General features: G+C 53.0%; 10 protein-coding genes and 1 riboswitch. Of the genes, 2 read left to right on the top strand and 8 right to left on the bottom strand.

All coding sequences use genetic code 11. From position 1 onward, the window contains the following. Positions 1-56 precede the first annotated feature (56 nt). Positions 57-740 (bottom strand): dethiobiotin synthase, encoded by a 684-nt coding sequence (bioD, locus tag Pla144_RS01405; RefSeq protein WP_146447537.1) that lies wholly within the window; start codon positions 738-740, stop codon positions 57-59. A 111-nt stretch (positions 741-851) separates the two neighbouring features. Continuing rightward, entirely contained in the window at positions 852-1,706 is an 855-nt protein-coding gene (locus Pla144_RS01400; RefSeq protein WP_146447536.1) for a shikimate dehydrogenase family protein, read from the bottom strand. A gap of 188 nt (positions 1,707-1,894) precedes the next feature. Between Pla144_RS01400 and Pla144_RS01395 the strand changes: the two genes are divergently transcribed. After that, positions 1,895-2,734 (top strand): hypothetical protein, encoded by an 840-nt coding sequence (locus Pla144_RS01395; RefSeq protein ID WP_146447535.1) that lies wholly within the window; start codon positions 1,895-1,897, stop codon positions 2,732-2,734. Here Pla144_RS01395 and Pla144_RS01390 read toward each other — a convergent pair. The 5 genes from Pla144_RS01390 to Pla144_RS01370 all read right to left on the bottom strand — a co-directional run bounded on the left by Pla144_RS01390 (position 2,689) and on the right by Pla144_RS01370 (position 8,873). Next, positions 2,689-3,498, bottom strand: coding sequence for a class I SAM-dependent methyltransferase (locus Pla144_RS01390; protein ID WP_146447534.1), 810 nt, complete (start codon positions 3,496-3,498; stop codon positions 2,689-2,691). The two genes, Pla144_RS01395 and Pla144_RS01390, sit on opposite strands and share 46 nt — an antisense overlap. A 71-nt stretch (positions 3,499-3,569) precedes the next feature. After that, positions 3,570-4,604 carry a hypothetical protein gene (locus Pla144_RS01385; RefSeq protein ID WP_146447533.1) on the bottom strand — a complete coding sequence of 345 codons (1,035 nt, stop codon included), beginning with the start codon at positions 4,602-4,604 and terminating at the stop codon, positions 3,570-3,572. Positions 4,605-4,650: 46 nt separating this feature from the next. Continuing rightward, positions 4,651-5,487, bottom strand: a complete 837-nt coding sequence (locus Pla144_RS01380) for a DUF1559 domain-containing protein (RefSeq protein ID WP_231936116.1) — start codon at positions 5,485-5,487, stop codon at positions 4,651-4,653. 155 nt (positions 5,488-5,642) lie between these two features. After that, positions 5,643-5,871, bottom strand: a riboswitch (cobalamin riboswitch). 68 nt (positions 5,872-5,939) lie between these two features. Further along, positions 5,940-7,115 carry an alpha/beta hydrolase family protein gene (locus tag Pla144_RS01375; RefSeq protein ID WP_146447531.1) on the bottom strand — a complete coding sequence of 392 codons (1,176 nt, stop codon included), beginning with the start codon at positions 7,113-7,115 and terminating at the stop codon, positions 5,940-5,942. 192 nt (positions 7,116-7,307) lie between these two features. After that, positions 7,308-8,873 carry a sigma-70 family RNA polymerase sigma factor gene (locus Pla144_RS01370; RefSeq protein WP_391580954.1) on the bottom strand — a complete coding sequence of 522 codons (1,566 nt, stop codon included), beginning with the start codon at positions 8,871-8,873 and terminating at the stop codon, positions 7,308-7,310. A gap of 1,197 nt (positions 8,874-10,070) precedes the next feature. On the opposite strand from Pla144_RS01370, the gene Pla144_RS01365 reads away from it, so the two are divergent. After that, positions 10,071-10,382, top strand: coding sequence for a hypothetical protein (locus Pla144_RS01365; protein ID WP_146447530.1), 312 nt, complete (start codon positions 10,071-10,073; stop codon positions 10,380-10,382). A 56-nt stretch (positions 10,383-10,438) separates the two neighbouring features. On the opposite strand, the gene Pla144_RS01360 is transcribed toward Pla144_RS01365, so the two are convergent. Beyond that, on the bottom strand, positions 10,439-13,936 hold the full coding sequence (locus tag Pla144_RS01360; RefSeq protein ID WP_146447529.1) for a mechanosensitive ion channel domain-containing protein: 3,498 nt from the start codon (positions 13,934-13,936) through the stop codon (positions 10,439-10,441). Positions 13,937-14,063 lie beyond the last annotated feature (127 nt).

The following is a 14,063-nucleotide window of genomic DNA, read 5'->3' as shown; positions in this document are numbered from 1 at the left end:
AATGAGCGCCCCCCTGGATTTCTGTCCCGAGGCGTTGGTCAAAAAAGACGTTGATCTCATCCACCTGCCAGGGCAAACCAGTCCACCGGCGGATTCATTTTGTGTTGTCCGTAGTTCACAGTAGCTAGCAGCGGAGCGCTAGCACGGCGAGTGATTTCTTGGGCATTCCAGGCGATGCTCTCGTCTTCTGGGGAAAGGGCAATGCGGTTGAGTACGATACCCGCGATGGGGAGTTTGGGCACTACGGTTTGTGCGGTAATGAGCGTCTGAAGCGTCGCGTTAATCGTCCCCAATTCATTCAGTGCCACGACCAATAGCGGAAAACCAAACTCCTCCGCCAGATCTGCGTTATAGTCCTGGTCGCTCAACGGCGACATAAGTCCTCCAGCACCTTCGACAAGTACAATATCACTCTGCTCCAGCCAGACTTGCAGCCCGCTACGAAGCAACCCGCGGTCCACCGCTTGCCCTTCTGCTTCGGCTGCCATTGAGGGAGCCAGCGGAGCGGCAAATCGTTGGGGGCAGACATCGTTCAGAGTGCCGGGACGGCCGGCGGCTTCCCAGAGCTTGACCGCATCTTCGGCAACGAGCTCTGTCCCTTCCCGCTTGCATCCACTCGCCACAGGCTTGTAAACGCCAACTCGGTGCCCGTCTGCGACTAAAGAGCGAGCAATTAACGCACTTACTTGTGTCTTGCCAACGCTGGTGTTCGTGCCAGTGATAAATATTCCGCGTGTCATGAGATAGGGGATAGAGTTTAGTGGCTAGGCGTCGATAGTTTGAGATCCGTGGCTGAAGTTAGGAGGCGAGAGATTGATAGTCTCGATCCTCTGGCCTCCAGCATCTAACCTCTATAATACTAAAAATTCTTCAACCGCTTCTCGCATCGCTTGGCGGTCTGCGCTTGCGCCGGTCCAGATTTCGAATGCCAGGGCGGCCTGTTCAATCAACAGCGTGAGGCCGTCGACTGTGCGGCAGCCACAGGCTTGGGCTTGTTTCATCAGGTGGGTGTGAGGCGGGTTAAAGGCCACATCGGCGACGATCGTGTGCTTTTCAAGTCCATCGAAATCGAGTGGCAAGTGTTCGTTGGGTTGGTTGGGACCGACCGGGGTGGCATTGATCAGTACCTGGACATTGTCGATAGCGAACAGACTATCAGCGGCCAATTCCTCTGCCAGACAACTCGTCAGGGGAGTTTGGTCGACCAACGTTTTGGTCAGCTCCTCAATTTTTTCGGGCCTGCGACAAAGGAAACGGATTTCGCTCGCGCCCACGATCGCTAGTTCTGCGGCAATAGCTCGTGCGATCCGTCCTGAGCCGATAATGGCCACTTGCAAGCCTTTCACCGCACCTGTTTGTTCGAGCAATTGCCGCAGCGCCCTGCCTTCAGTGTTGTAGCCAAAGTAAGCCCCTTTGGTCTGCTTGATGCAATTGACTTGCCCACTGATACGGGCTGCCTCGCCGATCTCCTGAAGATAGGGAATCACATTGCTGCGATGCGGCGGGGCGAGCATGATCCCATGAAAGCCAAAGATCCGCGCCCCGCGAAGTGCGCCCTCGAAATCAAGGGCCGGGACTTCAAAGGTCAGGAATCGCCAGTCTAGGCGTGCCGCCTCAAAGGCCTTCTCCAGCATATACTGGGTCGGATTCCCGGCGATCGGCTCCCCCATCAGGCAGCAGACGTCTTGCTGAGGCTGGCTGGTCAAAATCGTTATCCGTTCCCTTACTTAGAAGCGGTAGCTTATTACTGGCGGCGGAATACTCGTAAGAATCCTCCATTCTGACCGCCAACGGGACGAATTTCAACGCCTTATGTTATAGCGGCCCAAGGCGAATTCTCTCGTGCGTGGTATCTTAAAGTCTGACAAACATCATTACTTTTCGCTAATTGAGCATGTTCTACCCCCGACCGTTGACCTGGCTATTCATAATCGCGACGCTGTGCGTCGATCTAGCACTAGTCCTGGGATCAAGCGGCGGATCACGAATCCAAGGCTCCAGTGAAGGGCTGGCTTTTTTCGTTTACAACTACGGATTGCCAGCACAAATAAGTGCCCTCGCCATTTGGGCCGTCCTGAGTCGAGTTCACCGGCTCGCGAAAGCCGCCTGGGTAACCCTGGCTGGGGGAATGCTGCTGGTGATGACTTGGCTGGTGATTTATTCAGAATATCGCAGCGAATTAGTAGCCTACTGTTTCTTGCAGCTAATGCTCGTGTTGGTAGGTTGTTTCTTTTTGGAAAAATTTGGTTGGATAGCCAAGTTGTCTGAGCCAATGACCGATGAGAAGAGTCGATTTCAGTTTTCGCTGGTAGAAATCTTTGGCTGGACGATCATCGTCGCATTCTGGGCTTTCGCTGTTCGTTTTGCTGACTTTGCGATTGTCACGCAAAAAACCTGGTGGATCTGGTTGCTGTGGGCAGCCTTAATTCCCTTAGTGCTGGCATTCGCATTTTTCAAACCCTTGCAACCGGGGACCCGATTATTACGGCTGATGGTAGCCTATCTATTTGCCCTGTTGCTGTTTGGCATTGCCAGGATTTACGATCAAGGCCCGCTTCCTTCGTGGGCCTTCGCGATGGCCATCACACAAATCACCTATATCACTGCATGGTGGGCAGTGATGCGGATGGACGAAGTCATGGGAGAACGCCGAGCAGTGACAACAGCAAGCCGGGAGGCACTGTCTATTTACGATCCGACGAAGAGCGAAGAGGGCGTGGACGTGGATGCTTGATTGATCCGTCGCGCTTTGATCCTCACATATGGCGCCAAAAACTGCGCACGATGGCCGAAACTCCCACGCTCAGCTTCTGGGTCAGCGTGTTGCGGCTCGACTAGATCCTCTATGACAAATCCCGTGCGGCACATACCGCCGATGAGTTGTTCCCAACGGTGCAGGAATTCCAGTGTGCCTGACTCGCGCAGTCGACAGGGGGCCACTGGAGGCAGAGGCCCACACTGGTAGTATGGCTCAGTCAGACGGTAGCCGCCATGCTGAGGGCGTATTTCCGCCTGCAAGCTGACCGGCGATTTATGTTGACTCACGTAGAGCCCTCCATGCCGGAGTATTCGGGCTACTTCGGCAAACACACGTGACACGTTCGTGATGTAACAAGTACTGACGGGATGAATCACGATCTCGAATTCCCCTTTGACAAACATATTCAGGTTATCCATCGAAGTCTGCACAGTGCGAATCGCGAGGCCGCGCTCGGCGGCCACTGCACGATCGAGTGCGAGCATCTCACCGCTGATGTCGACGACCGTTACGTTGGCCCCAGCGGAAGCGTAGATTGCCCCATGGCGACCTCCCCCAGCTGCAAGGCAGAGTACTCGCTTGTTGTGGACGCTCCCACCTAGCCATCCGAGAGGATCGACCTTGGCCAAGGGATCAGTCAGATCGGCATCAACAGCAGGCTGGGCCAGCGGTACTTGTTTGCGCGCCAGCTTGTCCCAAGCGAGGGCATTGTGCTGAAGCTCGCCAGTGTTTTCAGACATAATGGAGCCTGCAGAATGGTTCATCGATCAAACAAATGTGCCTTTCATTGAACCATTCCACAGACAGAAAGTCACGCGGTCAGTTTTCTTCGGGCCCCCAGCAAAGAAAGGAGTAGGCCCCCCAGTAGAAGGGAATTTGGTTCCGGAAGTGGTTCAATGATTGTGATAAATGTATCTTGAGTACTAAAACCAAAATTCGCCATAAATGCCATCCGACCTCCGTCGGGTCCCGCGAAGGGTTCGAACGGGGCGGTGCCTGCACTAAATGCGATCGCCGTGGCATATTGAGAAGGATCGCCATCGCTGTCAAACAGGGTTTCGGCGAGTGGCTCGCCGGCAATGGCAAACAGACCGCCGGGCCCTGTACTAAAGAGATCTCCCTCGCTGTCGAATGCGATTCCCGCGGAGGACTGCATGCCATCAATCAACGGCGTGAGGCTGCCAAAGGTTAATCCTCCACCATTTTCAAAGATCGGCAGCCGTTGGATTCTGCCCGCAAAAGTTGTCGCATCGGCATCTTGCAATAGCAGGTCGCCGTTGGTATCGAAAGCCAAACCTGCTCCGTAATCAATGCCTGAGACAACGGGTGTTGCAGTTCCGCTGACTCGATCAATTTGAAAAACTTGACCCAGGTTGTCGCCCAATGCTGACGAAACAAAAATCTCCCCCGTGCTGCGCACCGCAACTCCAGCGATGGCGGGAATGCCGCTGGCCAAGAGCCCCTTTGTGCCAGTCTTACTCAAGGAATAGATGCGTCCATCCGCCGTGTTGTCCGTGACCAAGAGGCCATCGGCAATCGGATCATATGTCATGCCACCGATGAAGAAATTATTTTCGTCATCGCCAGCGATCGGGAGATCCATGCCAAAAGAGCCATCAGGGTGATTGACACGGATCGTTGCGGCATTTGTACCAAAAGGGGCTCCTTCCATAGCGTACAGAATGCCACTCGAATCAAAAGCGAGACCTATAGGGGGCGAATTCAACTCTATCATTGTCTTTCGATATCCCTCGGGCAACGCTTGCACAGAATTAACGGATGACAACAAAGCGATTAGTAGAATTAGATATCTGGCGATGCGAAACGGGCGAGAATTCAGTTTCATGTTGTTCAGTCCTATGAAAACCAGGTTTGTTAGTAAGTAGTTCCAATCAATTGCTAGAAACAATCGCGGGAATTTCAGTACCATTGCGGGTACACAGGGCCCGTAGCACCTCGGTCGAAGTCTTTTCATCAAGAAAACGGACGCTCCCATCACAGCGGAGCGAGAAGGCACCCCCTAGGTGGTCGCTCCAGATCTCGTTGTCTTGCTGCGTATTGATCGAATTACTCTGGTCAAAGATGTTTTCGCCGTTGATCCACTCGCCATCCATGATCCAGTTGCGGCCCGTATCTTCTGCCACCATTAAGGTGGAACTTGTGCCGTCGGTGATTTCTTGGATGGCTATAGCATGGTCGTATATCAGTACGCCGTTAGCTGAGGGGGATACGAAAGCAGCACCATAGATTCCGCCGTAATCGCACACCGCCAATCCTTGCGAACTGTCGGAAGCGCCAGCCAACATCCTGCTGCGGTTGGGTGCCAAACGGAAAGTGCTTGGGCATAGATAGACAGGGAGTGCCGTTTGGGTTGCATTCAGATTCTGGGGATCGTCGTAAGCAACGGCAAAGTTGAGTTGTTCGAAGAGCGTCGACTGTTCTAGGTAGGGAAGCGAGGAAGCAATCCATGATAATTGGCGTCCAGGTGGATTCTTGCCGGAGATACGCTTCTCAAGGCAGCCGACTGGGAGCGCCTCATGTTGCTGTTCATAGTTGAGCAGGGCCACGCCGATTTGCCGCAAGTTATTTTGGCAGTGCGAACGCCGCGACGCCTCTCGTGCCGCCTGCACGGCAGGCAGCAAGAGCCCAATCAGCACCCCAATGATGGCGATCACGACCAGCAGTTCCACTAATGTAAAACCTACCCGCTGCGAAGGGAGTCGCCGCATTGTACTCTTGCCGCACATACACTGCTTTCGAGAATTCTGCAGGCAGTCGCGCTAACGCTATACATGTGCATATAAGCAACTTGCGAGCATTAAGTACAACTGACTAGGAACTCAGCAGAGTTTCTTAATTACGCGGTCGCTGTCCCTCGCAGCAGGCCACATACAACGCGTTGGTAGGTCTTCTGACTCCCAAGCTCAAGCGAACGGGCCTTCTCGCCTGGCCTCACAACTTGCAGGGCACTACAGACAATGGCACAAAAGAAAAATTCGCTTGATATTGCTCGGTCACAGCGGCGGGGCCGTCCCGGATTCGCACCGGAGTTCCCTGTTTGTCGGCTGAGACAACATTCTCACTGGCCGATCACCAAGGCACGATCAATTCAGCAGGCAGTTTAGCGGGGAGAAAAGGGGTTGTCAAATGGCATCCATGACTGCTCGATATAGCAGCGATTCTATTTCTTATTCAACAACCCTAGAACCTCCTCGCAATCCGTAATCGCATAGTCAGGGCGAGGATGCTCGGCCGTGAAGACTCGTAGTTCGTCCTCTGGAATTGGCTTGAAAAAGGCCTCGTCAATCTCGCCCAGTGAGTTCTCCACCGCGGCAAGATTCAACCCGAAATGCTTCGCCAGAAAGCGGTATGCGGCAGCCCGCTTCGAAGGGCCATAGTCGTGGCCTTCGTTGGCAAAGTGGGCGTTCTCTACGTTATCCGCGGCATCAAGGAACGAGTAAATTCGCTGAACATGGGGAAACTCAACTTGCGGAGTGTTCACTGTCCAATCCCCTCCGTCTGAAACCAACAACTGTGGCTTGGGGGCCATGAGAGCCGCGATTTCGACATTGTTGGTTTCATATTCGTCCGTCTTGTGGATCGGCATGGCGCTCTCACATTCGCAGCCACCAAAAAAATGTGCTGACACTTGTGCCACTGGTATCGACAAGTCGATTCGATCATCGATCGCGGAGAGCAAGAAAGTTTGCGTGCCACCCCCCGAAGCCCCAGTCACAGCGAGTCGATCCTCGTCGATTATGCCGAGCGAGAGCAAGAAGTCGATCGCGCGCATGCTGTTGTAGGTTTGCAAACGCTGCACCTGAAAGCGACGATGTTCACATTGCTTGGACTCGCCGTAGCCGACCATATCGTAAGCAAACGCAGCCGCTCCCATGCGAGCCTGGGCAGCGCAACGAGCCTGGGTTTGATCGGTCATTCGGGCATTACCCCAATGCCCGTGGGGATTCAGAATCCCAGGTATCTTCCCCTCGATGTTTACCGGAAGGTAGAGATTACCAGTGACCCAAAAGCCGGGCAGACTTTCGAACGCGACATTCTCTACCGTGTATCCGTCCATCTCGCGCTTGCTGTGGCGAATTGGTTTCAATTCGCACGGTGGGGGAAGCCCTTCCAGTTGCATACCCCGACGCATTCCCGTTCGAAGCATCTCGGCACGCTCTTGCCACGCCGCTTGATCGCTGTACGACTCAGCGAGCTTGGCAAGCTTCTCTTCAGCAACCGTCTCGGTATAGGCCCGCCCGCGGATGAGCGTCACCACCTGCGAGTGGGAAGCATCGACCAAGAACAGATTCAATAGAAAAAAAAGAGTGTATGCATAGAGATAAAACAATTTCATCGCAAATCCTTCTAGCTAAAGAAGTTGACAGAAAAGGGAACGCAATGACGCAACTCCAGTTGAGTTGCTCAATATCAGCTTCCCAAATCGTACTGCATGGGAAGAAATAGAACACTCGAATAATCGCCTCAACAAAAAACCCCCGCGATGCAAAACGCACCGCGGGGGTTGAGTGTCAAATATCGGGCGAGCTTAATCCAAAAATCCCGAAAGTTCCTGGCTGCGGCTAGGTTGTTGCAGCTTGCGGACAGCCTTGGCTTCGATCTGGCGAATTCGCTCGCGGGTCACTTTGAAAATATGGCCCACTTCTTCGAGCGTGTAGCTGTAGCCGTCGCCCAATCCGTAGCGAAGTTTGATGATCTCGCGTTCGCGATAGCTGAGCGTCTTGAGCACTTTGGTAATCCGCGTTCGCAGCATCTCTTGGCCGGCACCAATGGCAGGGCTTTCCGCGCCCGAGTCAGGCAGCAAATCCCCAAAATGGCTATCTTCGCTGTTGCCGACTGGACGGTCGAGGCTAATTGGATAGCGACTCATGGCCAACACACGGCGAGCTTCATCGACAGTACATTCGGCAGCCCGAGCCGTTTCTTCGATCGTCGGCTCGCGGCCTAATCGTTGAAGTAGGGCTCGCGACACGTTGCGGACTCGGCTCATGGTTTCGACCATGTGGACCGGGATGCGAATCGTGCGGCTTTGATCAGCTACAGCGCGAGTGATCGCCTGACGAATCCACCAGGTTGCGTAAGTGCAAAACTTGAATCCGCGACGATACTCGAACTTGTCCACCGCCCGCATAAGACCAGCATTCCCTTCCTGAATCAAATCCAAGAAGCTCAGTCCACGATTGCGATACTTCTTTGCGATCGAGACGACCAGACGGAGGTTGCCTTCCGAAAGGCCTCGCTTGGCCTGCTGATATTTCGAGAAGACTTCTCGCAAGTAGTACACACGATTGCGAAGACTTGTAGGGGTTTCCTGAGTCATCCGCAGTATATTGCGATACTCAACCAACAAGGGCTTCCGCTCGGAAAGCGGTCTGCGATCTTTTTTCATCTGATCAAGCTGCTGCTTGAGTTCACAAACACGCCGATTGAAGTCTTCGAGCGGAGCAATCATGGATTCGATCCGCTGGGTCCGCAAACCGAGTTCTTCGATAAGCATCACGGCCCGACGACGCCGACTGGCCAAACGCGCCCAAGCCGCTTTCCTTATGGCAGGCTTGGCACTCTTGCTGGTAGCCAGTGTGTAGTCTTCCTCATTGCGTTGGAGCAGGATTTCCAGAGTGCGCAGATTGTGTGGCAAGCGACCGAGGATTTGTTCCTTTTCGAGCCGGTCTGTTACGGAAACCTGCACTGTGCGGTCGAAAGGTAACTCGCCTCGATGGACTCGACAGAGCACCTTATAAGCCACACGGATTACATAGTCGCAGGCTAGTAGGCGGCGGCGAAACGCTGTGCGTGTGTGTTCAATTCTCCGGGCCAGGCTGATTTCCTGCTGGCGGGTTAGCAGGGGAATCTCACCCATCTGCGTCAGATACATGCGCACCGGGTCGTCCGACCAGGATTCCAATTCTACAGATTCGTCGTCGAACTCGTTGTCGCTTTCAACAGCGGCATCCTTACTGTCGGAATTACTCCCCAGTTCAAGGGAGAGATCATCATCCCCATCGGAATCGGAGTCGTCGCCCAGACCTTTGGTGTCAAAGTCCTTGTCTACCTCGGAGACACTCGAGTCATCCTCTAAATCGTGATCCATGATCGCGTCGTACAAGTTAATTACTCCTCAAATATATAAGTGCTCAGGTATTGGACGATGGTGAAATGCCATGATGAATATTCATTGCAGGGCACAGAGCTTTTGTGGGCCATGCACAATAAGGCATTAGCTGACCCAAATAGCCCGACAAAATCAGTAAATCAGATAGTTTGGTCAGGGCATATCGGGAAAGAGATTGGTCGAGAGTCAGCAAGAATTCCCCCTGAAAAGCATCAGCTAGACAACCAATTCTAACACCAACAATTCGCATGGCTGACACGTTCTAAAATTTGGAAAAAAATTACGTTTGAGTCACCTGCGATAGGCAAACAGAATCGTATTTCGCTCGATTCAAATTGCCTAACGCAACTGGGCTTCCCAGACAATCCATCAGCAAGAAGTGAGCAAGAGTAATCGAGTACGCGCTGCGCAGGGAAACTAGACTTACAATCCAGTTTCCCTCTGATGCTCAACGGACCAACCAAGCATGCCCCATGCCGAGTAAGAAAGTCCTTTTAGTCAGGAAGCCTCCCGTTCGTGGGAAACTTTTAGGAAAAAACCAAAAACCTCGGAGCAAGAAATGCACGCACTTGCACCGGACAGGAACACCACCCTATTCTCGGGCCCTAGACTCAGAGATCCCCTAGCCGTCATCGGCTGTGCCAGCGGAGATTGCCATATAGGCCGTAAGGCTACCGGACTAAAGGAGCTATCCTCTGCCGTCACAAGAGGTTTAGCGAGTCTTTTTTCGTGCGGTGAGCTGTCTTACTTTGCGTGCGACTGGCTTTGGGGAGTTGCTTGAGGGGAAGGGGGAGAACGACTTGTTTTCAACTTTATAATTGTAATCGAGTTGACAGAGGAGTCTAGTGGTTTTTTCGCAAAAAACTTGACAAAGGCTCAAGTTTCGTCAAGTGCCTAGCAAGAGGGTACCGGCTGGTCAGGTCAGTCAAAGCCTGCTGGCAACGCCTGATTGCCTTACGGCAAAAGGACTTAGGATTCCACAAGCACTCCGACGACCGGCGTCTTCCTGGCTTCACTCGCGGGCCACCGCGCCAAGAACGGTCAGGGAGTGTCCACCTCAGACAGTCTCGAAACGGTAACGATGGACGGCAAGACATTGTGCGGCAAGCTCAAGGGGCATAAACGTCCCGCGCATTTGCTGTTGGGTGATTCCTGCTGCGATGGATATTGGATCCTTCTATGCCCCAACCCGTTTTTCCCTATATCTCCAAAGAACAACGCAATATCGTCAAGCGACATGTCGTGGTCCCCCCTAATTTGGTCATCCAGATTCTTTCCGAGAATCCCCGTTACGATCGCTCGATAAACTCAACATCCGGGCATAATTCGGCGTCGCAGAATACTGGAAGGTTGACCCCGAGCGACAGCACTTCGGTTTTCTCATCAACCGCGATGGCCGCTTTGGGATTCAGCCGGGACATGACAATCGCTATCAATCCCCGCAACTTGCCGAATACTCGATTGGTCTTGTCGCCTTCTGTAGATGAGTGAATCGCATGACGAGCGATAGTGAATGATTTGCAGGTAAGACTTAGTCACAGACTCTTTCACGTCTTGCTACCAGTCGATTCCGCTGCTCTACCATTCGCAGGTTGGCTGTGCTGGGAGGACTGTTGGTGCCAATCTGGCGGCAAACTGCGGATGTGGAGGTCGGTCTGCGGGAAGGCGATTTCCAGTCCAGCCTCCTTAAACTTTTTGTCGATCGCCGTATGCAAGTCATGCGTTGTCTGTAGGCGCTTTTCCAAATTCGAGATAAAGGCGAATAATCGCAAGCTCAAAGCGCTATCACCGAATCCAAAAAACGTGGCAAGTGGCTCCGGTTCCTTTAGAATATGAGGATGTTCTGCGGCGGCCTCGCGTAGCAATCGACAGGCCAATTCTGTATCGGATCCATAGGCAACTCCGACAAGAATCTCGATCCGGATCGTTTGATCGCTCAGCGTCCAATTCAAGAGCCGTTCGGTGACGAAGTCCTTGTTGGGGACGATGTATTCCTTGCGCTCCATGTCCACTAACGTCGTGGCACGCATGCGGATGCGACTGACGGCACCTGTCTTCTCGCCGAGGGTGACAATGTCGCCTACCCGGATCGGACGTTCAAAGAGCAGGATAATACCGGACACAAAGTTGGCAAAAATTTCCTGCAAACCGAAACCCAAGCCGACACCCATCGCGGCGACTAGCCATTGGATACTTGTGCCATCAAATCCGAGTGACGTGTAGGCCATGACCATACCAATCGCAACCAAGACGTAGCGGCATATGCTTGTGACCGCATAGCGTGAACCGGAGTCCATCGGCAGATATTGGAGAACTGCAAACTCCAGCAGGGCCGGAACATTGCGTGCAGCGACAAATGTAATAATAACGACCAAGAAAAATTTTAGCAGTTGGCCCCAGGTGAGAAGATCTTCGACACCCTCTTGAGGGAAGATTTCCCATTGATCTACACGCGCCAAGGCAGGCAACATTTCACCCCAGATAAACCAAGCGCTAGCCAACCCAATGAACATGAGTATCGTGACAACCAATTTGATGGTTTGCTCGCCAAGCGCTACCAAATCGACAGAGTCTTCAACCAACTCAGCGGACGTAATTGCAGGAGTTTCTCCTCCTGCTGCTGCGGCTTCGGCTGCGGCAAGAGCAGCAGCCCGTTTTTGTTTGGCAAGTTCTCGGGCCAAACGGCGTCGATTGAGCAGTATCCAGCGTCGCGTTAACCCACCAATTACAATGAGTGAAAAGACGAGAACCGCTGTCTGCAATAGTCGCAATGTCAGTTGTTGAGCTGTGTAGTAATAGCCAACGACTGCCAGCAGGGCCAGCAAAAGCGGGAGTGCCGTCACCATTGGGGTCCAAAAGGTGTAAAGTGAGATGCCTTTCTCAGAATGACTGGCCCACAGTTGCCGGAAGGGGCTCCGGTGAGAAAGCAAGATACGGTAACAAGTGATCGCCACGATCAGCATCACGGCGACATAGCAGGCCCGCCCCAGAGTAGAACTCCATAGTTTCTCGACGTTCTGCAATTCTAATCCTGTGAGCCAGAATACCAATGGGAGGCCCACCCAAATGAGCAAGCGTACGTGCCGACGAACTTGACCCAGTCCAGCCTGCGACCAACCGAAATGGGCGTCGGCCAATCCTCCAGAGCGACACATATGACGCACGACCTCGAGTCGCAGCAAGCATAATGCAGTAAAAAGTAAACTGGCGGACAACGCGCGGACAAATTCAGATTCGTTTAGCGGGCTATCAATCCACCATCCAACAAAGGCCAGTAATGCTGGCCAGGGCAGGGCCAATAGGAGGGTAATGCACAATGCCTTGAATGTCGGCAAGAACTCGCTCGTCGTGCGTTTGGCGGCTTGTTCTCCGAGTTCGCGCAAACGGACCCGCAAACGTCGGTGGTAATACAGAGAAACAAGCAACACCAAGGCGAATATACTCACGACAAGCGGGGATTTTCCCGTACGTGCCCAGAAAGCAGTCAGTGCGGCCTGCCAATTCGCGGGATCGAGACTCCATGCAAGAGCCCCGGCCGCTGGCTCCAGGTCTGCCAAGCGAGGCCAAGAGCAACTGCGAATCCACAAAATATGTTCGGCAATGAATTCGCGGTACTCATTTGTCGTGCGAATAAGTTCTTCTTGGGCAGCCGTCAGATCATTGAGATTCTTGACATATTTTCCATAATTGTCGAAGGTCGAATCCAGGATTTTACGTTCGGAGTCCAACAGCGAGCGGATTTCCTGTTCCGCAGTGGCACGTTGATCAGCGGGCACCAGCTCCAGAATGCCTGCGACCCGTGCTTCAAGATCGGCATCTTCGATTTCATTGCGTTGATCGAGCAGTTTGTACTGGGTATAGACGGCATCCGATTTTTCGGTTTCGCGAAGGGCAATTTCTCGAGCAATGCCTCGATTGTCGGGCAATAATTCCTGTTGTTGACGGAGTTGCTGGCCGCTGGCCTCAGTAAGACCAGCCGCCTTGACACGTTCTTCGCTTAGTTTCTTATCATCAGCTACTTTCAATAGCTGGCTTTTCGTTGCCGTTAATTCTTTGTCCAATGCAGAGATTTTGGAGACGATAGCTGCTTGATCCTTAGCGAGGGCAGCGTTCGCAGTCGCGAGCTTGGCTATTGCTTCAGGACGTTGCACGGCAGCAGCGCTGGCCGCGGCAGAGGCCTGTTGGTTGGCATCTGCCAACCTCTGTTGATTGACAACTTCTCTCAGAGTGGCGAGATATTTCTCATCCAGAGACACCTGTTTAGCACGGTAATCGCGGCGGACTTGCGCCAGATCACCGCTCATCAGGTAGTATTGTCGCCTTTTTTCTATCACTAGCAGCGTTTTGGCGAGCGCTTCTTCTGAAGCTTTGAGACTGGCTCTCTCTGCATCTGCAACAACGCCTGTTTTTTCGGCGGCGCTAAACTTTTCAGACTCCTGCTTGGCCCGATCAAACTCCAGTTGCGTGTCCGCTAGCTTCTTGGGGTAATTTGCAAGCCAGTCCGTGCGATTTTTAAGTAGCGTATTGGCTTTCTCAAGTTCGCTACGGAGATCTACAAACGCCTGCTCGCGCCGTGCTAATTCATCTTCTAATTCAGTAAGGGTTTTCCCATCGTCGATGCCAGGGACTTCGGACGGGAGATTGGCAAGACCCTCCTTGTTATTCTTGAGATCCTGTTCGTAGCTCGCCTTGAGGTTTTCGAAATGGGCCAAATCGTTTTGTTTTTGCTCGATAACCGAGAGGGAACTGAGAGCTTTTTGATAGAACTCGGTCGCTTTGCGTTTGTCGACTTCGTCGATCGAAGCGCTTTCGAGAGTACTTAGCCGTTGCTGGATTTCTTCAGCCGTGAGGAGCTTTGCCGAGTCTTGGCCTTCTTCCGCCTTGACGACGGATTCAGTTGGGACAGCATTCTTGGGAGATGCCGTTGGCGGAGGAGAAGGGGGGATATTGTCTGTCGACTGGGCAAATAGCGGCGTTGAAAAGCTCCCGATCGCCAGGCTCAAGCAAGCCGCCAATGAATAGCGCCGCAGAAAATCTGTTCGCATCACAAACCCCTCTCAAGATACACTTCGCCCGTAAACTCCATTGTCGCGATTCGACGGAGGAACTCCAGGGCGGAATTCTTGGAAAGGCTGGAAAGAATGCGTGAGAAAGTGCTGGCAGTTTCGATTC

Source organism: Bythopirellula polymerisocia (assembly GCF_007860015.1).
Lineage (GTDB): Bacteria > Planctomycetota > Planctomycetia > Pirellulales > Lacipirellulaceae > Bythopirellula > Bythopirellula polymerisocia.
The sequence above is the reverse complement of the archived record's forward strand: the minus strand, read 5'-3'. Positions and strand labels throughout refer to the sequence as shown.

Coding starts and splice junctions, on each gene's coding strand:
- Pla144_RS01360 (WP_146447529.1), bottom strand. CDS start 13,936: ATGCGAACAGATTTTCTGCGGCGCTATTCATTGGCGGCTTGCTTGAGC.
- Pla144_RS01390 (WP_146447534.1), bottom strand. CDS start 3,498: ATGTCTGAAAACACTGGCGAGCTTCAGCACAATGCCCTCGCTTGGGAC.
- Pla144_RS01365 (WP_146447530.1), top strand. CDS start 10,071: ATGCCCCAACCCGTTTTTCCCTATATCTCCAAAGAACAACGCAATATC.
- bioD (WP_146447537.1), bottom strand. CDS start 740: ATGACACGCGGAATATTTATCACTGGCACGAACACCAGCGTTGGCAAG.
- Pla144_RS01395 (WP_146447535.1), top strand. CDS start 1,895: ATGTTCTACCCCCGACCGTTGACCTGGCTATTCATAATCGCGACGCTG.
- Pla144_RS01385 (WP_146447533.1), bottom strand. CDS start 4,604: ATGAAACTGAATTCTCGCCCGTTTCGCATCGCCAGATATCTAATTCTA.
- Pla144_RS01375 (WP_146447531.1), bottom strand. CDS start 7,115: ATGAAATTGTTTTATCTCTATGCATACACTCTTTTTTTTCTATTGAAT.
- Pla144_RS01380 (WP_231936116.1), bottom strand. CDS start 5,487: ATGCGGCGACTCCCTTCGCAGCGGGTAGGTTTTACATTAGTGGAACTG.